Source organism: Pseudomonas vanderleydeniana, from assembly GCF_014268755.2.
Classification (GTDB): Bacteria; Pseudomonadota; Gammaproteobacteria; order Pseudomonadales; family Pseudomonadaceae; genus Aquipseudomonas; species Aquipseudomonas vanderleydeniana.
In genome coordinates this window covers 4099986-4125167 of record NZ_CP077093.1, presented here as the reverse complement: position 1 = coordinate 4125167, position 25182 = coordinate 4099986, and the positions used below count along the sequence as shown (strand labels likewise).

The window sequence follows — 25182 nt, the reverse complement described above, 5'->3', positions numbered from 1 at the left end:
ATCGAGGACTGCGGACCTTGATGACGGTGCTTTTCGATCGTACAACAGGGGTGTTCAGGGCCAGGAAGGCACGGTTTCAATCTTTCCCTCGGACTTCGAAAGGCCTGATTTCGACCCGGTATTCCTCACCGCCCACGGCTTGTGTTTCGAATATCAGGTCACCGGAGATGAAAGGGGCGGGGGTGTTTTCATAGATGACCAGATGGGCACGTCTTGCCGGATAAACCCACTCGGGTTGGCCCGGGATGACGACCATGTAGTGGATGTCCCTGATCCGGTCTCCGGGAAAGTCGTATTGCCCGGCTGGCAGGAACTCCTCGCTCATTGTGAAGCTTACGGTGTAGCGGATTCCATTTTCCGTGGCGTTGCCCGTGATACGGGTTCCTCCCATATCCCGGTGAATCTGGTGGATGTTGAGCAGTATCCTGTTTCCGCTGAGTGCGATGACTTCGACATGCATGAATCCCGTGGCTTTGTGGGGGTTTGGCGAGGTGTGGTCGTGAGAGGTCTTTTGAGTGGTGGGCATGTCGGTTTCTCGGAAGCTGAGGTGGTGAGGGGACTGCCTGAGGAGTCAGCTTCCGATGCTTTGCCTGGGTTGACTACTGTCAGAAATGACAGTTTTGGTGACCGTTGGTCGGAGGCGGGGCTTTAATGGGGGATAGCTGTACATCTCCATTTGCGTGTTCAGCCGATGGGGTGGTTTCGCCCCTCCACCCAGCCTGCCGGGAACGGCGCCGGTAGATCAAGAGCAAGATCAAGCGCTTCGCGGGCAAGCCCTGCTCCTGCAGGTTGGCGTCGTACCCAGAGACGGCATACGGTACCGATGTTTAGGGGCAGGGTTGGTCGGAACGCCGCATCGCCGCGAAAGCGATATGACGTTCACCGCAACACTCTCGGGGCTTACGGGTTCAGTGGGGTCAGCACCGCATCCTTTTCATCCATGAACATGAAGACCAGCAGTTTGGCCGGCTTGCTGTTGCTGGCGTTCTTCGAGACCAGGTGCTCGGAGCCCGCCGGTTCGTACCAGGACTGGCCGGCCTTGTAGGTGATCGCCGGACCGCCCTTGACCTGGGAGGTGATTTCACCCTCCAGCACGTAGGCCATGGCCGTGCCCTGGTGGCGGTGGGCGGCGGAGGCCTGGCCGGGCAGGTAGTCGACGGTGAGCATCATGGCTTTCTTGCCAGGGGCGTTGAGCAGGGCCTGGTCCTGCAGGACGGTGATCTTTTCCTGGCTGGCGCCGGCTTCATGCGCCAGAGCGCCGAAGCTGGTCAGCAGTACGGCAGTGGCCAGGGCGGTACGGAGGACTTCAAGGGTTTTCATGGTCGTTCTCGCAAGCTTCAGTGAAAAAGGGAGCTGTCAGGGCGTTCAGTGCTGCAGGTCGATACGGCAAGCCAGCCTTGCGCCGAGCAGGTCGATGAAACCCTGCAGGGCCGGTAGCTGGAAGTGCGCCTGCAGCGCAGCAGGGGATTGCCAGCGGCCGGTGACGGTCCACTCGCCAGGTGTGTCGGCACAGGTCACCACGTAGTCCACGCAACCGTTAGCCTGGCGCAGGTTCTCGACCAGTGTGCCCAGGCGCTGCCCGAGTTCATCGCTGCGTCCCGGGACGGCCTTGAAGTGAATGATGTTGATCACCTGGACTGACATTGCCGAATCTCCTGTGTCACGAGCACCCCGACAGCGGGGTGGCGTGAACAAGAGTAGGGGCGGCAGGCGAGGGGGCCTATAGCCAATTTCCGGCAAAAACCACGGGCCAATCGCCGTGGCTTTGGCCTGCAAAAAAAAGCCCGAATTGGCTACCTGAAATTGTCTGGCGAGGCTTTAGGCTGCACGCCGTTCCGGTTCGACTCACCGCGGCTCGACCTTAGGCTTTCGCCAAGGGGCCGGATCGAGTCAAACCCATCCCGTCTGTCCCGAGAGGTCAATCGCCATGAAACTGATGCACGTAGACGCCAGCGCCAAGGGCGACTGGTCCAACTCCCGCACGCTGTCGCGCTTTTTCATCGAGCAACTGCGCGAGCAGGGTGTCGACCTGACGGTCGATTACCTGGACCTGAACATCGATACCCCGCCGCATGTCACCGAGGCGTTCGCTGCGGCCACCTATACCCACCCGGACGCCCGTACTGACGAGATGAAGCAGACCCTCGCGGCTTCGGATGCCCTGTGTAAACGGGTGATGGACGCCGACGCCTGCCTGTTCGCCATGCCGATGTACAACTGGTCGATGCCTTCGACCTTCAAGACTTTCATCGACAGCATCACCCGCACCGAGTTGACCTACCTGAACACCCCGGAGGGCATCGTCGGCCAGTTGACCCGGCAAAAGGTGCTGTTTCTGACCAGTCGCGGTGCCGACCTGCGTCCGGGCAACCCGATGGCCTGGATGGATGCCCTGACCCCGGCGCTCAAGGCCGCCTTCGCCTTCATCGGCGTGCAGGACCCACAGTTCGTCGATGCCCAGCCGCTGCTGTTCTCCGCCGCCGAAGCCCGCCTGGAAGCCCTGGAGCGGGCACGCATGGAGTTGGCACAGGTCGCCCGGCAGTGGGCCCAGCCGGCCTGACGGTCCGGTTACTGACCCGAGACCGGACGCTGGGGCTTGACCGAACTGCCGAAGGTATTGCCCATGCGGATGCGGGTGGCGGCCGGCGTGGCCAGGCCCGCCTGGTTCGCTGGCTTCCTGGTGATGTCCGGGTTCATCGCTGCCTGATTGCGACGCTTGGCTTCGGTGTTTTCCGGACTGCTCATCTGCTGGCTCAGGCAGTGGTAGTCCGGCGCCTTGTAGCCGTCGACGCTGACTTCGACGCAGCCGCTCGGTTCGCCCTGTGCGGCGTGAACCAGGCCGGGCAGGGCGGCGAGCAGAAGAACACTGGATAGACGTGAAAGAGCTTTCATGAGGGCCTCCTGGCTGACCTCGCGACTGAGGTTCTGGTGCCCTGGAGTCTAGTGCAAAGCCCGTCCTGCCTGGGTGATGGTTTTTTTGCGACGTCCGTCATATCAGATTCATAAACAGCCCTCAGGATGACGGTTTTCAGGGATACGTCAGCCGTGCAGGGACTTCGATCCGTGACCGTGAGTCTGTCGTTTTTTCGCCTGGTTCTGAGGGGGATCGCCCTGGTGGTGCTGCTGGTTGGCCAGTGGCCGGTCTGCTTGGCAGCCGAGCCACTGAAGGTCGACCCCCAGGCCCGTGTTGACCTCGATATCGCCGCCCAGGACCTGGCCGGTGCGCTGGATGCCTTCAGCCGCCAGACCGGGATGGCGGTGCTGGTCGACCGCGACCTGACCCGTGCCCGCCGTTCCCTGGCGGTGCACGGCCGCTATCGGGCCGGCGAAGCCTTGGCCCTGTTGCTCACGGGCAGCGGGCTGATGGCGCGTTATGCCCGGGCCGATGCCTTTACCTTGCAGGTGGCCCAGGTCAGTGAGTCGCCGACCAGGGGTGCGCCCGGCAAGGGCGGGGCGCTGGCCGGTAGTTATGCACGAGCGATCCAGCAGGCCATCGAACAGGCCTTGTGCGCCGTGCCCTTGACCCGCCCCGGCACCTACCGGGCGGTATTGCAGGTCTGGATCGGCCATGACGGTGCCCTGCAGCACAGTCGACTGGTCAGTTCGACCGGGGATGTTCAGCGTGATGGGGCGCTGGTCGAGCGTTTGCGTACGGTGCGGGTCGATCGCTCGGCCCCGTCGTCGCTGCGCCAGCCGGTGACCCTTCTATTAATGCCGGATTCAGCAGGAACGAGCATGGATTGCACAGAACGAAAGGGAGCCGCTGGGGTATGAAGAATATCGGGCACAGTCCGATGGTCCGGTTGTTCCTGACCTCCTACGACGATTTCAAGCTGCGCCTGCGCCGCCGCCTGGGGTCGGAGGAGTTGGCCAATGACGTTCTGCATGAAACCTACCTGCGGGTCGACCGCATGGAAGCGCCGCTGAATCTGACCCAGCCCAATGCCTATCTGTATCGGATGGCCCTGAACATCGCCGCCGACCGGCGCCAGGCCGATGCGCGCCTGCTCACTGGCGAAGAGGTCGAAGAATTGCTGCAACTGAGTGACGAGGCCCTCGACCCGGAACGGGTGGTCGGTGGCCAGAAGGAAATCCAGTCGTTGCTCAGCGCGTTGTACGAACTGCCGGCCCGGCGCCGGCGGATCTTTATCGCCGCCCGCCTGGAGGAGGCGCCACACCTGGAGATTTCCCAGCGTTTCGGTATTTCCACGCGCATGGTCGAGAAGGAACTGAAGGCCGCCCTGGGGCATTGTGCTGCCCGTCTTGAAAGAAAAGTGATTCAGCGGTTCGGTCCCGGGGCGGGAAAACAGTCTTAGTCATACATCAGCGAAATCTTCGTGAGTACCTGTGCGCTTGAACACGACTTCCATTACCCCATTGCGGGTCGGCCCGACCGCCCGCTTGCAGAGCGAAGCCCGGGATTGGCTGATTCTTCTGACCTCTGGCCAGGCCACCGTCGCCGATGCGCGGGCCTTGCGCCAATGGTGCGAACAGAGCCCCGAGCACGCCCAGGCCTTTGAGCAGGCCAAGCTGCTGTGGCAGTCGCTCAAACCGGCGCTCGAACAACTGCAGCATCCACCGCGTGCCCGTCATTTCGGGCGCCGCGCATTCCTGGGCGGGGCGATTGCCGCGTCGGCGGCGTTTTTCCTGGTGCGAGCCACCGTGCCGGGTGGTTTCTCCGGTCTGGGTGCGGACTACAGCACCGAGGTGGGGGAGCAACGCCGCATCGACCTGGCCGCTGGCGTCAGCCTGGAACTGAACACGCAGACCCGGATCAATCGGCTGCCGTCGAGCGATGGTGACGCACGGATCGAGCTGGTCAGCGGTGAGGTCGAGGTGCTGGCGCGGGCCCAGGCCCCGGTCAAGGTGCAGGCCGGTGGTGGTCTGTTGACCGCCGAGCAGGCGCGCTTCAACCTGCGCAACCTCGATCAGAGCGTCTGCGTCACCTGCATCGAAGGCAGCCTCACGGTGGACGTGCTGGGTCGCCGTTTCCGCCTGGAAGGCGGCCGGCAGCTGGTGTACGACTCCCGCCAGGCCAGTGAGCCGCAAAGCGTCGACCCGAGCGCGGTGATCGCCTGGCGCAACAAGATGCTGGTGTTCAACGATGCGACCCTGGCGACGGTGATCAGTGAGATCAACCGCTACCGGCCGGGGATGCTGGTCCTGCTCAACAGCGAGTTGGGCAAGCGCAAGGTGCAGGCGCGCTTCAGCCTGGATCAGCTGGCCGGTGTGGCGTTGCTGATTCGTGATGCCTACGGGGCCAAGTGCACCGAGTTGCCGGGTGGGGTGGTGTTGCTCAGCTGAGTCCGCTGCTCTGATGTGGGAATCACGCAATCCATTGTAGGAGCCAGCAAGCCGGCTCCTACAGGTGCTGTGTTCAGCTCCAGTTCCAGGTCTCAGGTGCTGGGTATCGATTCACTCCAACGGTCCTAGCACCTGCCGATAGCGCTCCACACCTTGCGGCGTGTTACGCACCAGGCTGATCTCCAGCCCGGTCGGATTGTCCCGGTGATTGCCACTCAGTTGTCGCCAGCCCTTGCCCGGCTGCCACACCCGTAAATCCATCGAAGTCACCTGCTCCAGAACGGCCACGCCGTCCTTCGGCGCCGGAAGCGGAAACGTCGTGCGCGCCGCCGCCACGGAGCGGTACAGGGTTCCGCCTTTCAACCACCAGCGGACCCGCTGCAGGCGGCCATCCTGCTCGGGCGAGGTGCGAATCAGGTCCAGCCGAAAGCCCTTGCCCTCGGCGCTGCGCACGCTCAGCGCGGCCGGCGCGCCCGAGGGGCGCGGTTCCTGGTCGGGGCGGGGTGGCTCCACCAGTTCGATGCTGGCGCGCAGCGCCACATCGCGTTCCAGTTGGCCCAATGCGGCCAGCAACTGATGGGTCTGCCCGCTGCTGCGCCTGAGGTGTTCGTCGGTACGATTGACGCTGTCCAGGCCACGCCAGGCAATGATGCTGACCACCGCCATCAGCATCAGGGCGATCATCACCTCGATCAGGGTAAAGCCGGCCTGGCGCTTCATTGCACGCGCACCTCGCCGTTGGCACTGCGCACCACGCCGATGCTGTGCTGGCCGTCCGAGAGCGACAGGCGCATGGGCGGGGCAATCCACTCGGCGTCGAGCACCAGGGTCTTGCCCCGGTCCAGTTGCACCTGCATCGGCGTGCTCTGCCAGCGGGTCGGGCGCAATTGGGCGTCGCCGTTGAACTGCTCCTTGCCGCCCTGGCCATCGGTGCGGATGAACTTGTAGCCCTTGCTGTCACTCAGCCAGAGGATCGGCCGGCCATCGGCCCGGGCCTCGGCCTGGGCCACCTGGATCGCCTGGGCCAGGCGTTCTGCATCCTTGCGCAGCAATTGCAGCGGGTCGGGCCTGATGCTCAGGCTGATGGCGGCGCTGGCGATACCGACGATCACCAGCACCACCATCAGCTCGATCAGGGTGAAACCCGCCTGGGCGGGGTGTGGGGCATCCATTCGACAGACTCCTTGTGTCTGGCTTCATGCTGCATGGCAAAGATGATGAGCGTGTGAAATAAAAACGTGAGAATTGCCAGGTAGGCTGGTGGGGTCGTGGCCGGGCTCGCCCTTGCGCACGGCCTGTGGACTGCTGTCCGCCAACCCTGTTGCGCCGATCGATGAAAAAGGAGCCTCAAGCATGCAATGGACCCCGCGCTTCGCCCCTGTGCAGATTGTCCAGTCGGCCGCCTTGCTCGCCGCCCTGGCCGGTGTGCTGGTCTGGTCGACGCTGTTGCTGACCCCGGCGGTGTCCCAGGTCCCCGAGGCCCAGTTGCCGGTGGCCGCGGCACGTAGTGACAATCCGGCCCTGCAGTGGTTTTCCAACCAGCCGGCGCGACTCGACATCAAGGTCTCCGGAGTGATGGCCAGTTCCCGTGGCGCGGTGGCGATCCTCAGTCTCAACGATGGCCCGCCCCGCAGCTTCCTGGCTGGCGAGCGGTTGGGGCAGGGGGTAAAACTGCTGTCGATCGAGCGTGACGGCATCCTGATCGAGCAGGGTTCGCAGAAGCTGCACCTGGCGGTGACCCGGCTCAGCGAAGTGCCGTTCCTGCCGAAACTGACCCGGCCTTGAGGGCCGGCGGGCTCATCAGGGTTTCCAGGCGCGCCAGCGGCGGACCTTCGTGGCGCCGGTCCGATACCAGGATCTCGACCCGTAACAGCCCTGGGTTTCCACCTGGGCCGATGGTCTGGTCGCAGCGCAGGGCCAGGCGGCCCTGATCGCACTCGAAGGATTGGCGGCCATTGCCCAGCCGGCCCTCCAGGCGCAGTTCGGCCAGCCGGCTCTGGGCGGCCAGCAGGGCCACGGAGCGGTCGCGCAGCATGCCATTGCTCTGGGTCATCAAACCGGCCACCCGCACCGCGGCGGACATCGCCACGGCAATGATCGTCAGCGCCACCAGCACTTCGATCAGGGTGAAACCTTGTTGGCGGGAAGGGCGCTGCATGGCGGTCTCGAAGCCGGGAATCGAGTCAGGACACTAGCGCGCTTGTTTGACCGCTTGCTGACCAAAGCTCCCGAGCTTTTCGCCTGGCGGGGTGTTCCAGGGGGCTTGCGAGCCCATTCGCGGGTAAGCCGCGCTCCTACGGATATTGGCAAGGGTGTTGTGGCGAGCGGGCTCGCCCGCGCCGGGGCGCGCAGTGCCCCTGAAACCTGCCAGTGCGTTGCATCAGGGCTCATGCGATCGCAGGGTTTGCGTCTGCTTTGCAGCCGAGCGCCAGCCAGCCCGTTCGCCACGACGCCTGCACATTCATCAGCGTGACCGCCATCGGATTCACCCGAGGATTTTCAATATCGGTGACATATCTTCTTGCAACAATCCGCCGCGAATCGAATCAAGCCAAGGACTGTCGAGATGGATATCGCGCGCATCAATTCCCGTTCCAGAGGTCGCCGGGCTCAGCAGGGATTCACGCTGATCGAGATCATGGTGGTGGTGGTCATCCTCGGGATTCTCGCCGCCATGGTGGTGCCCAAGGTCCTCGACCGGCCTGACCAGGCGCGGGTCACCGCGGCCAGGCAGGACATTGGCGGGTTGATGCAGGCGCTCAAGCTCTACCGCCTCGACCACGGCAGCTACCCGAGCCAGAACCAGGGCCTGAAGATCCTCGCCGAGCGTCCGGCCAACGCCAAGGACAGCAACTGGCGCTCCTACCTGGAGCGCCTGCCCAACGACCCGTGGGGGCGTCCCTATCAGTACCTGAACCCGGGCGCCAACGGTGAAGTCGACGTGTTCTCCCTGGGCGCCGACGGCAAGCCGGAAGGCGACGGGGTCAATGCCGATATCGGCTCCTGGCAGTTGTAGTCGCGGCCATGAAGGCGCGTTCGCCGAGAGCGGCGAAGCAGGAGGGCATGGCGATCATCAGCGCGCTGCTGATTGCCGCGGTGGTGGCGGTGATTGCCGCCGGCATGCTGAGCCGCGAAACCGTGTTTACCCGCAGCCTGGAAGCCGAGCAACTGCGTGTCCAGGGTTCCTGGCAGTTGCGCGGTGGTCTTGAGCTCAGTCGCCAGGTGCTCTGGGAGGCGCGCCAGCGCGACCCCTTGACCCATCAGGCCCAGGCCTGGGCGCAACCGATCCAGAGCGCGCGCGGCGGCCGGTTCGACGGGCGCCTGGAAGACGAACAGGGCAAGTTCAACCTGCGCAACCTGGTGAGTGATGAGCGCATCGATGCCGAGCAGATGGAGGGCTTTGCCCGTCTGTGCGAGATGATCGGTGTCAAGTCGGTGGTCGCCCAACGCATCGCCCAGCGGGTCATCAGCTCCTACCCACGCCTGCAGAACCCCGAGCGCCAGGCCAGCGGCGCCTTGCAGGGCACCTTCGACAGCGGTCGCCTGACCTCGCCGGGGGCTGCCGACAAGCCGCTGCCCGCTACCCGGCCGATGCTGCGCAGCCTGGATGACTTGAGAAGCGTCGACGGCGTGGACGACGAAACCCTGGCCCGCCTGGCCCCGCATGTGACCATCCTGCCGGCCAATACCTGGATCAACGGCAACACCGCCACCGCCGAAGTGCTGGCCTCACAGGTTCCCGGGCTGTCGCCGCAGCGCGCCCGGGGCCTGATCAGCGAGCGTGACTCCGGGCAGTGGTTCATCAACCGGGGCGACTTCGTCAACCGCCTGCGCATGCCGCAACTGGTGGTCGCCGACATCAAGGTCGGTATCACCAGCGAGTGGTTTCTGTTGCTCGGCCAGGCGCGCAACGATCGTCGCCGGGTCAACCTGACCGCCTTGCTGCATCGCAGTGAGCTGGACATGCCCCAGGTGATCTGGTCACGGGTGGGCGTATGAGTCTCTTGCGTATTGCCTTGGCGCCGCTTGCGGCGCTGGACCTCGACAGTCCGCTGGCGTTCGCCCGACTCGACCGTCAGGGCCAGCTTGGCGAAACCGGCCGTGCCAGCCTGGCCCGGTTGGGGCAGGCCAACAAGGGTGGCACTGTGGAGTGCTACCTGCATCCGCAGGACAGCCTGTTGGCCAGCCTGGAATTGCCGGCATTGCCGCCGGCGAAGATCCGTGCGGCGGTCGACTGTGCAGCCCAGGCGCTGATCCTTGGTACCAGCGACTCGATGCACATCGCCCATGGTCCAAGGGATGCCGACGGTCGCGTACCGGTCGCCTGGTTGCCGCGCGAGGCTCTGGAGCGACTGGGTGCCTTGCTGCGCCAGGCCGGTTTGTCCCTGCGCGGCCTTTACCCGGCGGCCTATTGCCTACCGGTGATTGGCGCCGAACCGGTACTGGAGGTGCGTGACGAGCATCTGCTGATTCGCCTCGGGACGGACCTGGCCGAAGTGCACCCGGATGTTGAACAGGCCCTGGCGCAGTTACAGGCGCGTGGCGAAGTGCTGCATTGGCTCGGCGAGCCGCCCTCGACGCATCCGCTGCTGCAGGCCCTGCCGGCCGATCGCCGCTGGACCGGCAAGGTGCCGGCATGGGGTCTGCACCGTGCGCTGCGCCAGCCGGGCGCAGCCTCCGGCAAATGGGGCCGGGCAATCGCTTGCTGCGCGCTGGCCGTGCTGGTCTGGGGCGTGGGCCTGAACCTCTATGCGGCGCGGCAGGCCGAGCAGGGCGAACAACTCAAGGCGTGGATGGTCCAGCGGGTCAAGCAGGCATTCCCGGCCTTGCCGGTGGTGCTCAATCCCCTGCAGCAGGCTCGCCAACAACTGGCCCAGAGCCAGGCCGGTGGCGACAGCGATTTCTCCCGGCTGGTGCGCCAGGCCGGCCTGTTGATGCCGTTCGTGGTCGGTGGGGTGCAGGGCCTGGCGTTCGAAAAGGGCGAGTTGCACCTCAAACTGCTGCCGGATAACCGCAAGCCGGGCGCCGCTGCCACCTGGCAGGCCGAACTGGCTCAGGCCGGGGTGCTGGCGAGTGCGTCGGCCGAGGGCTGGACGCTCAAGGCCCAGGCCGAACAGGGACAACCGGCGGCGGAGGCTGAAAATGAGTAACTCCAGGTTGGTTCATTACCGGGCCCGCTGGCAGGCGCTGTCAGCCCGGGCGCAGGGGTACTGGCGCGGTCTGGTGCCCCGGGAAAAACGCATGGTCATCGGCATGGCCATCGGTGTTTCGGCACTGCTGGTCTGGACCGTACTCATCCAGCCGCCGCTGAAGAAGCTTGATTACTGGGCGGCCGAGACGCCCAGGCTCAGGACCCAGGCCCAGACACTCGAGGGCCTGCTGCAGGGCATTGCCCGGCCGGCCGGCGATGACCTCGAGGCGGGGCTGCGCGCCAGTCTCGAAGCCGGCGGGTTGTCCGGGCATTACCAGTTGCAGGGTAGTGGGGAAGGCTGGTTGTTGACCGTCGAGGATGCCCCGGCCGATGCGCTGCTGGACTGGCTGCTGGGCAAACCCCGTTCATTCACCCTGGATGTGGTCGAGGCCCGCCTGCAACGGACGGCCGCGGCCGAACCCGAAGGCTCGGCGGGCAGACTGTCGGGAACCGTTCGCATGGATCAGGCGCTTGGCGCTAAGGAAGCTTCATGAAGTGGTCAGGCTCGTTGTATGGGTTGCGCTGCCGGCAGGCGGCGGCGCCGTGGTTGCTGTTGGCATTGACCGCCTGCAGTAGCGGCATGACGCCGCAGGCGCCGTTGCTGGCCGAAAGCGAACTGGGACGGCCATTGGGCTCGACCGGCAACAGTGGCGATGTCGTGGCGGACCGGCAGCGTGCCCAGGCCCAGGTCGAACAGCATCGGCGTGTGCTGCATCCGGTCGGCAGTTCGGCACGTGCCGGCAGTACGACGAGCAAGACGATCGCGGCCAGCAATCCGTTGGGCGACCAGCCGGTGCAACTGAATTTCGTCGACGCCGATATCCAGGCGGTGGTGCGCGCCCTGTCGCGGTCCACGGGGCGCCAGTTCCTGGTCGACCCGCGGGTCAAGGGCAACCTGACCCTGGTCTCCGAAGGTGAAGTGCCGGCGCACCGGGCCTACGACATGCTGCTGTCGGCCCTGCGCATGCAGGGTTTCAGTGTGGTCGACGTCGGCGGTGTCGCCCAGGTGGTGCCGGAAGCGGACGCCAAGCTGCTCGGCGGTCCGGTCTATAGCGCCGACAAGCCGGCGGAAAACGGCATGGTGACGCGAACCTTCCGCCTGCAATACGAGAACGCGGTCAACCTGATCCCGGTACTGCGCCCGATCGTCTCGCCGAACAACCCGATCAACGCCTACCCGGGCAACAACACCGTGGTCATCACCGACTACGCGCAGAACCTGCAACGGGTCGCCAGCCTGATCGCCAGCATCGATACTCCGAGCGCCATCGACACCGATGTGGTGAGCATCCAGAACGGCATTGCCAGCGATATCGCCAGCATGGTCTCGGAGTTGCTGGAGAACCAGGGCAATGACCCGACGCAGAAGATCAGCGTACTGGGTGATCCCCGCTCCAACTCGGTAATCATCCGCGCCAGCAGCCCGGAGCGCACGCAATTGGCGCGGGAGCTGATCTACAAGCTCGACAACGCCCAGAGCAACCCGAGCAACCTGCACGTGGTCTATCTGCGCAATGCCCAGGCCGGCAAGCTGGCCCAGGCCCTGCGCGGCCTGCTCACTGGCGAAAGCGACAGCAGCGGCGAGGGCGACCAGACCCGGGCCATGCTCAGCGGCGGTAGCAATAACAGCAACAGCCAGAATAGCCAGAGTGGCAGCCAGACCAACAGCACCAGCCAGACCGGTAACAGCGCCAGCGGTAGCAACTCGCTCTACGGCCAGTCCGCCCGCAACGGTTCCAGCCAGGCTTCCGGCACGGGGCAGGGTAACGAGCAGAACGTGGCGTTTTCCGCCGGCGGCGTGACCATCCAGGCCGACGCCACCACCAACACCCTGCTGATCTCCGCCCCGGAGCCGCTGTACCGCAACCTGCGCGAGGTCATCGACCAGCTCGACCAACGCCGCGCACAGGTGGTGATCGAGAGCCTGATCGTCGAGGTCAGCGAGGACGAGGCCAACGAGTTCGGTGTGCAGTGGCAGACCGGCAACCTCGCGGGCAATGGTGTGTTCGCCGGGGCCAACCTGGGCAATACCGGCATCGTCACCACGGCCAAGACCAGTATCGATGCCTTGCCCCAGGGCCTGAACATCGGGGTGGTACGCGGCGCCGTGGACATTCCCGGGATCGGTCGGGTGATGGACCTCAAGATGCTGGCCCGGGCCCTGAAGAGCAAGGGCGGCTCCAACGTGCTGTCGACACCGAACCTGCTGACCCTGGACAACGAAGTGGCGAGCATCTTCGTCGGCCAGACCATTCCCTTCGTCAGTGGCAGCTACGTGACCAACGGCAGCAATTCGAGCAACAACCCGTTCCAGACCATCCAGCGCGAGGAAGTCGGGCTCAAGCTCAACGTCCGGCCGCAGATTTCCGAAGGCGGTACCGTCAAGCTCGACGTGTACCAGGAAGTCAGCAGTGTCGACGACCGCGCCACCGTGACGGCGGCTGGTACCGTGACCAAGAAGCGGGCGATCGACACCAGCATCCTGCTCGACGATGGGCAGATCATGGTCATGGGCGGCCTGCTGCAGGACGGCTACACCCAGAGCAATGACGGCGTGCCGTTCCTGTCGAGCATCCCCGGGATCGGCGCACTGTTCCGTCATGAGCGGCGCGACAGCAACAAGACCAACCTGATGGTGTTCCTGCGGCCCTACATCATCCGCGACGGTGCGGCCGGGCGGGCGATCACCCTCAACCGCTATGACTTCATCCGCCGTGCCCAGGGCAGCCTGGTGCCGGAACGCAGCTGGATGATGCCGGACATGCAGGCCCCGCAGCTGCCGGCCGCCAGCGAAGCGATCCCCGGCTCACGACCTGTGCCGGTGCCGCAGACCCCCAGGCCGATCCGTGCGGTGCCGGTGTCGCTGAACGAGCGGCAGCAGCCATGAGCCCCCTTCAAACCGCAACGGCCAGCCCCACTGTGTGGCGAGCGGGCTTGCCCGCGCTGGGGCGCGCAGCGGCCCTCAAACCAGCGAATGCGGTGTGCCAGACAGGGCTCGATTGCTGGGTTTACGGCTGCTCTGCAGCCGAGCGCGGGCAAGCCCGCTCGCCACAAGGGTGTGATAGCGTCGTTCAACAGCGGGAGGCTTCACAATGAGTGCGTTGCCGTACGCCTGGGCCAAGGCGCAGCGGGTGGTGCTGGCCGACGGTGTGCTCACCGCCTGTCCCTCGACCCCTGGCTGGGCCATCAGCGAGGTGCGGCGGCAGTTCGGCCCGGCGCGGCTGGAACGGGTGCGTGACGAGGAACTCGACAGCCTGCTGACCAGCGCGTATGCCGACACCGGCAGCGCCGCGGCGGTGGTGGGGGCGGCGGAGAACGAGGTGGACCTCGACCGGCTGATGCAGGACATGCCGGAAGTCACCGACCTGCTCGACACCCAGGACGGCGCCCCAGTGATTCGCATGATCAACGCCTTGCTCACCCAGGCGGCGCGTGACGAGGCCAGCGATATCCATATCGAGCCGTTCGAGACCCATTCGGTGGTGCGCTACCGCGTCGATGGCACGCTGCGCGACGTGGTTTCGCCGCGCAAGGCACTGCACGGCGCGCTGGTGTCGCGGATCAAGATCATGGCGCAACTGGACATCGCCGAAAAGCGCCTGCCCCAGGATGGGCGTATCGCCCTGCGGGTCGCCGGCCGGCCGATCGACATCCGGGTTTCCACCGTGCCCACCGGCCACGGCGAGCGGGTGGTCATGCGTCTGCTGGACAAGCAGGCCGGGCGCTTGCAGCTGGAAACCCTGGGCATGGACCCGGACGTCCTGGCCCGGCTCGACCACCTGATCCGCCAGCCCCATGGCATCGTGCTGGTCACCGGTCCCACCGGCAGCGGCAAGACCACCAGCCTCTACGCGGCGCTGGCTCGGCTCGACGCCAGCACCAGCAATATCCTCACCGTCGAGGACCCGGTCGAGTACGACCTGCCGGGCATCAGCCAGATCCAGGTCAACGCCAAGATCGACATGACCTTCGCCCTGGCGCTGCGGGCGATCCTGCGCCAGGACCCGGACATCATCATGATCGGCGAGATCCGCGACCTGGAAACCGCGCAGATCGCCGTGCAGGCCTCGCTGACCGGTCACCTGGTGCTGGCGACGCTGCACACCAACGATGCGGTGTCGGCGGTCAACCGCCTGATCGACATGGGGGTGGAGCCGTTCCTGCTGGCTTCGTCGATGCTCGGCGTGCTGGCCCAGCGGCTGGTACGGCGACTCTGCCAGCACTGCCGTCAACCCGACCCGGCCGCGCCCGGCACCTGGCGTCCGGTCGGCTGCAGCGCCTGCAACCACACCGGCTACAGCGGCCGGACCGGCATCCACGAACTGTTCTGCATCGACGATGACGTGCGCACCCTGATCCACCAGGGCGCTGGCGAGCAGGCGCTGCGCCAGGCGGCACGTGCCGCCGGCATGCTGAGCATGCGTGAAGATGGTGAGCGCTGGGTTCGTGCGGGGGCGACGGCACCGGAAGAAATCCTGCGTGTGACGAGGGATGCCTGATGAATCGCTATCGCTTCGAAGCCGCCGATGCCCAGGGCAGGATCGAGTCCGGCCACCTGGAGGCCGACAGCCAGGGCGCGGCCATGGCCACCTTGCGCGGGCGCGGGCTCACCGCACTGTCGCTCAAGGCCGAGGGTGGCGACAGTGGCGAGACGGCCGCCGGGCTGTTCAGCGCGAAGCTGTCGGACAACGACCTGGCCTGGGCCACCCGCCAACTGGCCAGCCTGCTCGGCGCCAGCCTGCCGCTGGAGGCGGCCCTGAGCGCCACGGTCGAGCAGGCTGAACGCAAGCACATCGCCCAGGCCCTGAGCGCGGTACGCGCCGACGTACGCGGCGGCATGCGCCTGGCCGAGGCACTGGCCAAGCGGCCCAGGGACTTTCCCGAGATCTATCGGGCGCTGATCGCCGCGGGCGAGGAGTCCGGCGACCTGGCCCAGGTCATGGAACGCTTGGCCGACTACATCGAGGAACGCAACAACCTGCGCGGCAAGGTGCTCACGGCGTTCATCTACCCGGCGGTGGTCGGGCTGGTGTCGGTGGGCATCGTGATCTTCCTGCTCAGCTACGTGGTGCCACAGGTGGTCAGTGCCTTCTCCCAGGCCCGCCAGGACCTGCCGGGGCTGACCCTGGCGATGCTCAATGCCAGCGATTTCATCCGCGAGTGGGGGGTGTTGTGCTTTGGCGGGTTGGCGGGGGCGTTCTGGGGCTGGCGCCTGTATCTGCGCAAACCCGAAGCGCGGCTGGGCTGGCACAGCCGGATCCTGCGCCTGCCGATGGTCGGGCGCTTCGTGCTGGGGCTCAATACCGCACGGTTCGCTTCGACCCTGGCGATTCTCGGTGGTGCCGGCGTGCCCTTGTTGCGGGCGTTGGAAGCGGCGCGGCAGACGGTCTCGAACGAGCGCTTGAGCCTGAGTGTGAGCGAGGCCACGGCACGGGTGAAGGAGGGCGTGAACCTGGCGGCGGCGCTGAAGGTGGAGAAGGTGTTTCCACCGTTGCTGATCCACCTGATCGCCAGTGGCGAGAAGACCGGGGCCTTGCCACCGATGCTGGAGCGGGCGGCGCAGACGCTGTCGCTGGATATCGAGCGGCGGGCGATGGGCATGACCGCGCTGCTCGAACCGTTGATGATCGTGGTGATGGGTGGGGTGGTGCTGGTGATCGTGATGGCGGTGTTGTTGCCGATCATCGAGATCAACCAGCTGGTGCAATAGCCGGGATGGGTGGTGCCTGGGTGGGCCTCTTCGCGGATAAACCGGAGCGCCGGACCGCCGGCTCCCACGGGTTTCGTGTAGTACACAAAACAGGCGTACGACTCGATCCACTGTGGGAGCCGGATTTATCCGCGAAGGGGCCCTCGGATTCAGCGAGAGATCATCCGATCGTTCCCATGGGTACTGCGGGAACGCGAAGAGGCGCGGATAAACCGGAGCGCCGGCTCCCACAGTGTCAGCGCCGTTCGCAGGATCCATGCACTGCGCGAGCGCTTGTGGGAGCCGGATTCATCCGCGAAAGGGCCCTCAAGTTCAGCGAAGGATCAGGATGCCTTGCGCCGAACCCGCTTCATCACCACCACAAAGAACACCGGCACGAACACCACCGCCAGTGTCGCGCTGATCATCCCGCCGATCACCCCGGTGCCGATCGCCTGCTGGCTCGCCGAGCTGGCCCCGGTGGCGATCGCCAGCGGTACCACGCCGAGAATGAATGCCAGCGAGGTCATGATGATCGGCCGCAGGCGCAGGCGCGCCGCCTGTACCGTCGCTTCCAGCAGGTCATGCCCCTCGTCGTACAGGCTCTTGGCGAACTCGATGATCAGGATCGCGTTCTTCGCCGACAGGCCGATGATGGTGATCAGGCCGACCTTGAAGAACACGTCGTTGGGCATGCCGCGCAAGGTCACCGCCAACACCGCACCGAGTACCCCCAGCGGTACCACCAACAGCACCGAGGTCGGAATCGACCAGCTCTCGTACAGCGCCGCCAGGCACAGGAACACCACCAGCAGCGACAGTGCCAGCAACATCGGTGCCTGGGCGCCGGACAGGCGCTCCTGCAGCGACAGGCCGGTCCATTCCATGCCCAGGCCCCGCGGCAGTTGCTGCACCAGGCGCTCCATCTCTTCCATGGCCTGGCCGGTGCTGTAGCCCGGAGCCGATTCGCCGGAGATGGAAATCGCCGGGTAGCCGTTGTAGCGGGTCAGTTGTGCCGGGCCCTGGGTCCAGCGGGCCTGGACGAAGGCCGACAGCGGGACCATCTTGCCGCTGCTGTTGCGCACGTGGATCTTCAGCAGGTCCTCGACCTGGGCGCGCTGGTCGCCCTCGGCCTGGATCACCACCCGCTGCATGCGGCCCTGGTTCGGGAAGTCGTTGACATAGGTCGAGCCGAGGGCGGTGGAGAGAATGCCACCTATGTCGGCGAACGACACCCCCAGGGCATTGGCCTGCTTGCGGTCGACTTCCAGTTGCACCTGTGGCGCTTCGGCCAGGGCGCTTTCACGGACGTTGGCCAGTACCTTGCTCTTCTTCGCCGCATCCAGCAGTTCGGTGCGCGCCTGCATCAGCACCGGGTGGCCGACGCCGCCGCGGTCCTGCAGGCGGAACTCGAAGCCGCTGGAGGTACCGAGGCCATCCACCGGGGGTGGCAGGATGGCGTAGGCCACCGCGTCCTTGAGCTCGGTGAAGGCATAGTTCGCCCGCTCGGCGATCGCGGCCGCCGAATCCTCGGCGCTACGCTGCGACCAGTCCTTGAGGGTGGTGAAGGCCAGCGCGGCGTTCTGGCCACTGCCGGAGAAGCTGAAGCCGAGGATCATGGTGGTGTCGCCGACACCCGCCTCGGTGGCATTGTTGGCCTCGATCTGTTCGACCACCTTGACCGTGCGGTTCTTGCTCGCACCCGCTGGCAGCTGGATATCGGTGATGGTGTAGCCCTGGTCCTCGACCGGCAGGAACGAAGCGGGCAGGCGGCTGAACAGCAGGCCCAGCAGCGCCACCAGGAGGCCGAACAGCAGCATGTAGCGGCCGCTGCGCTTGAGCGCACTGACCACCCAGCCCTGGTAGCCGTCGCTCATCTGCTCGAAACGGCGGTTGAACCAGCCGAAGAAACCGCCCTTGGCATGGTGCTCGCCCGGGGCGATCGGCTTGAGCAGGGTGGCGCACAGCGCCGGGGTCAGGGTCAGGGCGAGGAACGCCGAGAACAGGATCGAGGTCGCCATCGACAACGAAAACTGCTGGTAGATCACTCCCACGGAGCCTGGCATGAAGGCCATCGGGATGAACACCGCCACCAGCACCAGGGTGATGCCGATGATCGCGCCGCCGATCTGGCCCATGGCCTTGCGGGTGGCTTCCTTGGGCGGCAGGCCTTCATGGGCCATGATCCGCTCGACGTTTTCCACCACCACGATGGCGTCGTCCACCAGGATGCCGATGGCCAGCACCATGCCGAACATGGTCAGCACGTTGATCGAGAAGCCCAGGGCCAGCATGGTGGCGAAGGTGCCCATCAGCGCCACCGGCACCACCAGTGCCGGGATCAGCGTGTAGCGGATGTTCTGCAGGAACAGGAACATCACCGCGAACACCAGCGCCATCGCCTCGAGCAGGGTGTGGACCACCTTGGTGATCGACACCTTGACGAACGGCGAGGTGTCGTAGGGGATCTTGTACTCCACGCCGGCCGGGAAGTAGCGCGCCAGTTCGTCCATCTTCGCCCGCACCAGGGTCGCGGTCTTCAGGGCGTTGGCGCCGGGCGACAGCTGTACGGCGAAGGCCGTGGTCGTCTTGCCGTTCAGGCGCGTCGAGAACTGGTAGTCCTGGCTGCCGATTTCCACCCGGGCGACATCGCCGATGCGCACGGTGGAGCCGTCCGGGTTGGCCCGCAGGACGATGTCGGCGAACTCCTGGGGCGTCGACAACTGGCCCTTGACCAGCACCGCCGCGGTGATTTCCTGGGTCGACGGGCCCGGCAGGTCGCCGATGCTGCCGGCCGAGACCTGTGCGTTCTGTGCCGCGACGGCGGCGTTGACATCGGCGGCGGTCAGGTTGAAACCCACCAGCTTCTGCGGGTCGATCCAGATCCGCAGGGCACGTTCGGCCCCGTACAGCTGGGCCTTGCCGACACCGTCGAGACGCTTGATCTCGTTCATCACGTTACGCGCCAGGTAGTCGCTCAGCGCAGTTTCATCGTACTTGCCGTCAGTGGAGGTGAGGGTTGCCAGCAGCAGGAAGCCGGCGGAAACCTTCTCCACCTGCAGGCCCTGCTGGGTCACGGCGGCGGGCAGGCGCGGCTCGACCGCCTTGAGACGGTTCTGCACGTCGACCTGGGCCATCTCCGGGTTGGTGCCGGGCTGGAAGGTGGCGCTGATGGTGGCCGTGCCCAGGCTGCTCTGCGACTCGAAATACAGCAGGTGGTCGGCGCCGTTGAGCTCCTGCTCGATCAGGCTGACCACGCTCTGGTCGATGGTCTGGGCCGAGGCGCCGGGGTAGGTCGCGACGATCTCGATCTTCGGCGGTGCGACGTTGGGGTATTGCGCCACCGGCAACTGCGGGATGGCGAGGATGCCGGCCAGCAGGATGAACAGGGCGACCACCCAGGCGAAGACCGGGCGGTCGATAAAGAAGTGCGGCATGCTCACTGTCCTTTGGACTGGGCGAGGGAAAGGGGGCTGTCATCGATCTCGACCGGCTCGCCGGGACGGGCGTGCTGCACGCCCTCGACGATGACCCGGTCGCCGGGCTTGAGGCCTGCGTTGACGATCCAGCGGTCGTTTTGCGCGGCGCCGAGGTCCACCGTCTGCAGGCTGACCTTCATCTGGGCGTCGACCAGCAGCACCTGCGGTACGCCGGCGCTGTCGCGCTGGATCGCCCGCTGCGGGATGCTGATGCCTTCCCGGTTGACCGCCTGCTCGACGCGCACCCGCACGAAACTGCCCGGCAGCAGGTCGAGTTCCGGGTTGGGGAACTCGCTGCGCAGGATCACCTGGCCGGTGCCCGGATCGACGCTGATGTCGGTGAACAGCAGCTTGCCCGGCAGCGGGTAGGCGCTGCCATCGTCCTGGATCAGCGTGGCCTTGGCCTGGTTCTGCCCGACCTGTTGCAACTGGCCGGCGCGGAAGGCGCGGCGCAGGTCGTTCAGTTCGCGGGTCGACTGGGTCAGGTCGGCATGGATCGGGTTCAACTGCTGGATCAGCGCCAGGGCGGTGGTCTCGTTCTGGCCGACCAGCGCGCCTTCGGTGACCAGCGCGCGGCCGATGCGCCCGGAGATCGGCGCGGTAACGGTCGCGTAGCCCAGGTTCAGCTTGGCCCGTTGCACCGCAGCCTGATTGGCCGCCACATCGGCGGCTGCCTGGCGCGCGGCACCCTGGGCGTTGTCGTAGTCCTGGCGGCTGATGGCATTGCTCTCCACCAGTTCGCGGTAGCGCTGGTGCTGCAGCTTGGCCTGGAACGCGTTGGCCTCGGCTTTCTGCAAGGCGGCGACGGCGCTGTCGAGGTCGGCCTTGAACGGCGCCGGATCGATCAGGAACAGCACATCGCCCTGTTTGACGTCGCTGCCTTCCTGGAACATGCGCTTGAGCACCACGCCGGCAACCCGGGCACGAACCTCGGCGATACGCGGCGCGGCAATGCGCCCGCTCAGCTCGCTGCTGATCGACAGGGGTTGGGTGTGGATGGTCTCGACCCGGACCTTGGGCGCAGGCATGGCCTCGGGCTCGCCGGCAGACTGGTCGCAGGCGGCCAGCGCCAGGGTCAGTGCCGACAGGCAAAGCGGGGCAAACAGCTTCTTCAACATAATCAAGTCCCAATGATGACCCCGGCATGCTACGGGTGGCCGTCAATGGCCGCTGTGAAGCAATGTAGGAGGTTGGTGAAAAAGTGTGAAGCATATGCTCGCGCACGCGTAAGGGCGTATATCCTTTACCTTTTCCTCCATTTCGTAGTTATTTATGCCGACGATTCTCCTGGTCGAAGACGACACCGCGCTTGCCGAATTGATTGCCAGCTATCTGGAGCGCAATGGCTATCAGGTCAATGTGCTGGCCCGTGGCGACCAGGTGCGCGAGCGTGCCCGGCAGAATCCGCCGGACCTGGTGATCCTCGACCTGATGCTGCCGGGCCTCGATGGCCTGCAGGTGTGCCGCTTGCTGCGCGCCGACTCGGCGAGCCTGCCGATCCTGATGCTCACCGCCCGCGACGACAGCCATGACCAGGTGCTGGGCCTGGAAATGGGCGCCGACGACTACGTCACCAAGCCCTGCGAGCCACGGGTGTTGCTGGCGCGGGTGCGGACCCTGCTGCGCCGCAGCAGCCTGAGTGAGCCGCAGGTGGCCAGCGACCAGATTCTCATGGGCAACCTGTGCATCGACCTGTCCGAGCGCACCGTGACCTGGCGTGACCAGCAGGTGGAGCTGTCCAGCGGTGAGTACAACCTGCTGGTGGTGCTGGCCCGGCATGCTGGCGAAGTGCTCAGCCGCGACCAGATCCTGCAGCGCCTGCGCGGTATCGAGTTCAACGGTACCGATCGTTCGGTGGACGTGGCGATCTCCAAGCTGCGGCGCAAGTTCGACGATCACGCCGGCGAGGCGCGCAAGATCAAGACCGTCTGGGGCAAGGGCTACCTGTTCAGCCGCTCCGAATGGGAATGCTGAGTCGATGTTCAAGATCCTCATCCGGCTGTACCTGATCACCATCGTCACCTTCAGTGCAGCGATCTACCTGGTACCCGACCTGGTGGTCGGTCTGTTTCACCAGCGCTTCATGGACTACAACATCGACCAGTCCCGCGGCATGCAGAGTCTGCTGGTCAAGCAGTTCCAGGCCGTCCCCAACGAGCGCTGGCCGGCGCTGGCCGTCGAGCAGGACAAGAGCTTCGCACCGTTGCGGGTGTCGCTGATCCGCATCGATGACATCAGCTTCAGCGAGCCGGAGCAGAAACGCCTGCGCCGTGGCGAGAACGCCATCCGCATCGGTGACTGGGGCGCACCGGACCTGGTGGCTTCGCCGCTGGATGGGCAGTTGGCGGTCCAGGTGCAGATACCGCCGGACCCGATGGACGTGAAGCTGCTGTACTGGAGCATGAACGTACTGGTCGGCGCGGCGCTGCTCGGTTGCCTGCTGTTCTGGCTGCGCCCGCACTGGCGTGATCTGGAGCGTCTCAAGCAGACCGCCCGATACATCGGCCAGGGCCAGTTGCACGAGCGGACGCGTATCTCGCCGCGCTCGAACATCGGTGAGCTGGCCCAGGTGTTCGACACCATGGCCAACGACATCGAATGCCTGCTCAACCAGCAGCGTGACCTGCTCAATGCCGTGTCCCATGAGTTGCGTACACCGCTGACCCGGCTCGACTTCGGCCTGGCCCTGGCGCTGTCCGACGACTTGCCGCCGGCGACCCGTGAGCGTCTGCAGGGATTGGTGGGGCATATTCGTGAGCTGGATGACCTGGTGCTGGAACTGCTGTCCTACAGCCGCCTGCAGAGTCCCGGGCGTACGCCGGAGCGGGTGCTGGTGCCACTGCACGAGTTCGTCGACAGCATTCTGGGCAGCTTCGATGAGGAGCTGGAAGCGCCGGAAATCGTGCTCGATGTGCTGATGCAGGGCCCCCAGGAGCATTTCTCGCTCGACCCGCGGCTGACCGCCCGGGCGGTGCAGAACCTGCTGCGCAATGCCATGCGCTACTGCGAGCGGCGGATCCAGGTGGGTATCCAGGCAACGGCCGAGGGCTGCGAGTTCTGGGTCGATGATGATGGGATCGGCATCCCCGAGCAGGAGCGCGAGCGGATCTTCGAGCCGTTCTACCGCCTGGACCGCAGCCGCGACCGAGCCACGGGTGGTTTTGGCCTGGGCCTGGCGATCAGCCGGCGCGCGGCCGAGGCCCAGGGTGGGACGTTGACGGTCGAGCAGTCGCCGCTGGGCGGAGCCCGATTCCGCCTCTGGCTACCCGCAACCTGATCGCTCCCACGCCCCGCGTTTGATCGTTCCCACCCTCCGCGTTTGATCGTTCCCACGCTCCGCGTGGGAATGCCTCCCCGGACGCTCAGCGTCCGCCCCTGGTGACGCGGAGCGTCACGGGCTGCGTTACCACGCGGAGCGTGGGAACGATCGGTGGTGGAGGGCAGGTCGGAATGAAACCTAGCGTCCCTGGCTCGCGCGGATCAGGTCATAGGCCCGGCGCACCAGCGGGTTGACCGTATTCGGCCGGATCCACAGGTGGTAGGTCACGTCCGGCAGGCGTGGCAGCCCGTCCTTTTCACCCAGCACCCGCATGTCCGGCCCCAGCAGCTCCATGCTGCGCGGCGTCACGCCCAGTCCCGCGCGGATCGCTGCCTTGATGCCGATCAGGTTCGACGCCAGGTACGCCTGGCGCCAGGCAATCCCCTCGCGTTCCAGTGCCTCCATGGCATAGCGCCGATAGATGCTCGGTTCCTCCACCAGGATCAATGGCAACGGCTCGCTCGGGACATGGATGTACTGCGCCGAGCAGATCCACCAGACCGGCGAGGTACGCAGGGCAAAGCCCTGCAGGCGCGAATCCTCGCGGGTGGAAATGACCATGTCGATCTTGCCCCGGTGCAGGTCCTCCATCAGGTACGGACTGCGACCCACGTCGATCTCCAGGCGCAGGCGCGGGGCCGAGCGGGCGATGTGGCTGAGGATCGGCGGCAGGATGGTGTCGGCGATGTCATGCGGCGAGCCGATCCGCAGCACCCCGCTCAGATGGCTTTCCTGCAGTGAGTTGAGTACCTCATCGTTGAGCGACAGCATCTGCCGGGCATGGCGCAGCAACTGCCGGCCGGGCTCGGTGAGCTGTTTCTGCCGCCCCTGTTTCTGGAACAGGCTGACCCCGACCTGATGCTCCAGGCGCTGCATCTGCTGCGTCACCGACGACTGGGTACGGGCCAGGTGCTGGCCGGCTTCGGCGAAGGTGTGATGGTCGACCACCGCGACAAAGGTGCGCAGCAGTTCCAGATCGAGGGTGGGCGAGGGCATGGGGCGGCTCGGAATCATATCAGGGGCTATTTGCAATAGATTACGGATTCTTATGTGTATGGCGAGATAAAAATCTCTTTCCCTCGCTGAGTGCCTGTAAACAGGGGTTATTCCATTTTTTAAGAAAATTAATAACCAGAAAGTTATAACAATATTAGATATTTGAATTTCCGTTCGCCGAGGCCGCTCCCTAGCATGCGGGGCAACGAGGTCGGGAGACGCCGACCGCCACCGAGGGGAAATCCATGCCATTGTCGCGCACACCGATCCAACGCTTCCTGCCCACCGTGCTCGGGGCCCTGCTGGCCTTTGGCGCGAGCGCTGCCGCCCAGGCCGACGCCACCCTCGACAAGATCCAGCAGCGGCACAAGCTGGTGGTCGGCGTGGTGCTGTCCGGCGGGCCGTTCGGCTCGATCGATCCGGCGACCCAGGACCCCAGGGGCCTCAATGTCGACCTGGCCAACGCCCTGGGCAAGGATCTTGGCGTAGCGGTCGAGCTGATACCGGTGCTGCCGGCCAACCGCGTGCAGTTCCTGCAGCAGGGCAAGGTTGACCTGTTGATCGCCAACATGGAGTGGACCCAGGAGCGTGATGCGCTGCTCGGCCATGTCCCAACGCCGTTCTACAAGATCGGTGGCACGGCGGCGTTGCCCAAGGACAGCAGAATCACCCGCTGGGAGGACCTCAAGGGCCAGTCGGTGTGCACCTCCCAGGGCAGCAGCTACGTCAAGCCGCTGAGCGAGTTGGGTGCGGACATCAAGGCGTTCAAGAGCTCCTCCGAATCACTGCTGGCCCTGCGTGGCAACAACTGCGTGGCCGCCGTGCATGACTCGACGCTGATCAACCCGTTGCTGGCGAGCAACCCGGAGTGGAAGGACTATCGCGCGCTGACGCCGGATCTCAACCCGGCGCCGTCGGTGATCTGGACCCGCACCGGCGAGACCGACACCCAGAAGCGTCTGGACAGTGTGGTGCAGGGGCTGCATCGCAGCGGCTGGCTGATCGAGGCCGAGACCCGCAACCACATCGCCCCGGCGTCGCCGGCGCTGGTGGAGTTGCATGACAAGTTCAAGGGTTGAGTCATTCAGTTAAAGGCTGGGGAGTTTGCGGGCCTCTTCGCGGATGAATCCTGCTCCCACAGCCTTGTGGCGCTCACAAGAGTTGTGAACACCGCTAAACCTGTGGGAGCCGGATTTATCCGCGA

25 protein-coding genes are annotated in these 25182 nt (G+C 65.5%); 15 read left to right on the top strand and 10 right to left on the bottom strand.

Features of this window, described 5'->3' with window-relative positions; genetic code table 11:
• Window positions 1-76 precede the first annotated feature (76 nt).
• The 3 genes from HU752_RS18335 to HU752_RS18325 all read right to left on the bottom strand — a co-directional run bounded on the left by HU752_RS18335 (window position 77) and on the right by HU752_RS18325 (window position 1644).
• A complete protein-coding gene (locus tag HU752_RS18335; RefSeq protein WP_186683499.1) occupies window positions 77-526 on the bottom strand; it encodes a hypothetical protein in 450 nt (149 codons plus the stop codon).
• 374 nt (window positions 527-900) lie between these two features.
• Window positions 901-1320, bottom strand: coding sequence for a cupin domain-containing protein (locus tag HU752_RS18330; protein WP_186683500.1), 420 nt, complete (start codon window positions 1318-1320; stop codon window positions 901-903).
• A gap of 45 nt (window positions 1321-1365) precedes the next feature.
• On the bottom strand, window positions 1366-1644 hold the full coding sequence (locus HU752_RS18325; RefSeq protein WP_186683501.1) for a putative quinol monooxygenase: 279 nt from the start codon (window positions 1642-1644) through the stop codon (window positions 1366-1368).
• 283 nt (window positions 1645-1927) lie between these two features.
• On the opposite strand from HU752_RS18325, the gene HU752_RS18320 reads away from it, so the two are divergent.
• The gene (locus HU752_RS18320; RefSeq protein WP_186683502.1) at window positions 1928-2560 is read left to right on the top strand and encodes an FMN-dependent NADH-azoreductase; all 633 of its coding nucleotides are present in this window, start codon (window positions 1928-1930) and stop codon (window positions 2558-2560) included.
• Window positions 2561-2568: 8 nt separating this feature from the next.
• On the opposite strand, the gene HU752_RS18315 is transcribed toward HU752_RS18320, so the two are convergent.
• Window positions 2569-2892 carry a hypothetical protein gene (locus HU752_RS18315; protein WP_186683503.1) on the bottom strand — a complete coding sequence of 108 codons (324 nt, stop codon included), beginning with the start codon at window positions 2890-2892 and terminating at the stop codon, window positions 2569-2571.
• A gap of 171 nt (window positions 2893-3063) precedes the next feature.
• Between HU752_RS18315 and HU752_RS18310 the strand changes: the two genes are divergently transcribed.
• Genes HU752_RS18310 through HU752_RS18300 form a run of 3 tightly spaced genes read left to right on the top strand, consistent with a single transcriptional unit; the run spans window position 3064 to window position 5304 of the window.
• Entirely contained in the window at window positions 3064-3774 is a 711-nt protein-coding gene (locus HU752_RS18310) for an STN domain-containing protein (RefSeq protein WP_186683504.1), read from the top strand.
• Window positions 3771-4316, top strand: a complete 546-nt coding sequence (locus tag HU752_RS18305; protein WP_186683505.1) for a sigma-70 family RNA polymerase sigma factor — start codon at window positions 3771-3773, stop codon at window positions 4314-4316. Before HU752_RS18310 ends, HU752_RS18305 begins: the two co-directional genes overlap by 4 nt.
• 37 nt (window positions 4317-4353) lie before the next feature.
• On the top strand, window positions 4354-5304 hold the full coding sequence (locus HU752_RS18300) for a FecR family protein (protein WP_186683506.1): 951 nt from the start codon (window positions 4354-4356) through the stop codon (window positions 5302-5304).
• A gap of 111 nt (window positions 5305-5415) precedes the next feature.
• Here the strand turns inward: HU752_RS18300 and HU752_RS18295 are convergent, their stop codons facing one another.
• Both HU752_RS18295 and gspH read right to left on the bottom strand, forming a co-directional pair.
• Window positions 5416-6024 carry a PulJ/GspJ family protein gene (locus tag HU752_RS18295; protein WP_186683507.1) on the bottom strand — a complete coding sequence of 203 codons (609 nt, stop codon included), beginning with the start codon at window positions 6022-6024 and terminating at the stop codon, window positions 5416-5418.
• A complete protein-coding gene (gene gspH, locus HU752_RS18290; protein ID WP_186683508.1) occupies window positions 6021-6476 on the bottom strand; it encodes a type II secretion system minor pseudopilin GspH in 456 nt (151 codons plus the stop codon). The genes HU752_RS18295 and gspH overlap by 4 nt, the downstream gene beginning before the upstream one ends.
• A gap of 181 nt (window positions 6477-6657) precedes the next feature.
• On the opposite strand from gspH, the gene HU752_RS18285 reads away from it, so the two are divergent.
• Window positions 6658-7089: a type II secretion system protein N gene (locus tag HU752_RS18285; RefSeq protein WP_186683509.1), complete on the top strand. Its 432-nt coding sequence runs from the start codon at window positions 6658-6660 to the stop codon at window positions 7087-7089.
• Here the strand turns inward: HU752_RS18285 and gspI are convergent.
• Window positions 7049-7462 carry a type II secretion system minor pseudopilin GspI gene (gene gspI / locus HU752_RS18280; protein ID WP_186683510.1) on the bottom strand — a complete coding sequence of 138 codons (414 nt, stop codon included), beginning with the start codon at window positions 7460-7462 and terminating at the stop codon, window positions 7049-7051. The two genes, HU752_RS18285 and gspI, sit on opposite strands and share 41 nt — an antisense overlap.
• Window positions 7463-7870: 408 nt before the next feature.
• Between gspI and gspG the strand changes: the two genes are divergently transcribed.
• From gspG to gspF, 7 genes are all read left to right on the top strand, one after another.
• Window positions 7871-8320, top strand: coding sequence for a type II secretion system major pseudopilin GspG (gspG, locus tag HU752_RS18275; RefSeq protein ID WP_186683511.1), 450 nt, complete (start codon window positions 7871-7873; stop codon window positions 8318-8320).
• Between the two features lie 8 nt (window positions 8321-8328).
• Window positions 8329-9303 (top strand): type II secretion system minor pseudopilin GspK, encoded by a 975-nt coding sequence (gspK, locus tag HU752_RS18270; protein ID WP_186683512.1) that lies wholly within the window; start codon window positions 8329-8331, stop codon window positions 9301-9303.
• Window positions 9300-10454 (top strand): type II secretion system protein GspL, encoded by a 1155-nt coding sequence (gene gspL / locus HU752_RS18265; RefSeq protein ID WP_186683513.1) that lies wholly within the window; start codon window positions 9300-9302, stop codon window positions 10452-10454. Before gspK ends, gspL begins: the two co-directional genes overlap by 4 nt.
• Window positions 10447-10989: a type II secretion system protein M gene (locus tag HU752_RS18260; RefSeq protein ID WP_186683514.1), complete on the top strand. Its 543-nt coding sequence runs from the start codon at window positions 10447-10449 to the stop codon at window positions 10987-10989. Before gspL ends, HU752_RS18260 begins: the two co-directional genes overlap by 8 nt.
• Window positions 10986-13382: a type II secretion system secretin GspD gene (gene gspD / locus HU752_RS18255; RefSeq protein WP_186683515.1), complete on the top strand. Its 2397-nt coding sequence runs from the start codon at window positions 10986-10988 to the stop codon at window positions 13380-13382. Before HU752_RS18260 ends, gspD begins: the two co-directional genes overlap by 4 nt.
• A gap of 205 nt (window positions 13383-13587) precedes the next feature.
• The gene (gene gspE, locus HU752_RS18250) at window positions 13588-14994 is read left to right on the top strand and encodes a type II secretion system ATPase GspE (protein WP_186683516.1); all 1407 of its coding nucleotides are present in this window, start codon (window positions 13588-13590) and stop codon (window positions 14992-14994) included.
• Complete coding sequence (gene gspF / locus HU752_RS18245) at window positions 14994-16205, top strand: type II secretion system inner membrane protein GspF (RefSeq protein ID WP_186683517.1); 1212 nt, start codon at window positions 14994-14996, stop codon at window positions 16203-16205. Before gspE ends, gspF begins: the two co-directional genes overlap by 1 nt.
• A gap of 323 nt (window positions 16206-16528) precedes the next feature.
• On the opposite strand, the gene HU752_RS18240 is transcribed toward gspF, so the two are convergent.
• Entirely contained in the window at window positions 16529-19621 is a 3093-nt protein-coding gene (locus HU752_RS18240; protein WP_186683518.1) for a multidrug efflux RND transporter permease subunit, read from the bottom strand.
• A gap of 2 nt (window positions 19622-19623) precedes the next feature.
• The gene (locus HU752_RS18235) at window positions 19624-20781 is read right to left on the bottom strand and encodes an efflux RND transporter periplasmic adaptor subunit (RefSeq protein ID WP_186683519.1); all 1158 of its coding nucleotides are present in this window, start codon (window positions 20779-20781) and stop codon (window positions 19624-19626) included.
• Window positions 20782-20935: 154 nt separating this feature from the next.
• On the opposite strand from HU752_RS18235, the gene HU752_RS18230 reads away from it, so the two are divergent.
• Both HU752_RS18230 and HU752_RS18225 read left to right on the top strand, forming a co-directional pair.
• Window positions 20936-21637: a response regulator gene (locus HU752_RS18230; protein WP_186683520.1), complete on the top strand. Its 702-nt coding sequence runs from the start codon at window positions 20936-20938 to the stop codon at window positions 21635-21637.
• Window positions 21638-21641: 4 nt separating this feature from the next.
• A complete protein-coding gene (locus HU752_RS18225; RefSeq protein ID WP_186683521.1) occupies window positions 21642-22940 on the top strand; it encodes an ATP-binding protein in 1299 nt (432 codons plus the stop codon).
• A gap of 180 nt (window positions 22941-23120) precedes the next feature.
• Here HU752_RS18225 and HU752_RS18220 read toward each other — a convergent pair whose 3' ends face one another.
• Window positions 23121-23978, bottom strand: a complete 858-nt coding sequence (locus tag HU752_RS18220; protein ID WP_186683522.1) for a LysR substrate-binding domain-containing protein — start codon at window positions 23976-23978, stop codon at window positions 23121-23123.
• Between the two features lie 245 nt (window positions 23979-24223).
• Here HU752_RS18220 and HU752_RS18215 point away from each other — a divergent pair, with 245 nt between their 5' ends.
• Window positions 24224-25057 carry a transporter substrate-binding domain-containing protein gene (locus HU752_RS18215; RefSeq protein WP_186683523.1) on the top strand — a complete coding sequence of 278 codons (834 nt, stop codon included), beginning with the start codon at window positions 24224-24226 and terminating at the stop codon, window positions 25055-25057.
• Window positions 25058-25182 lie beyond the last annotated feature (125 nt).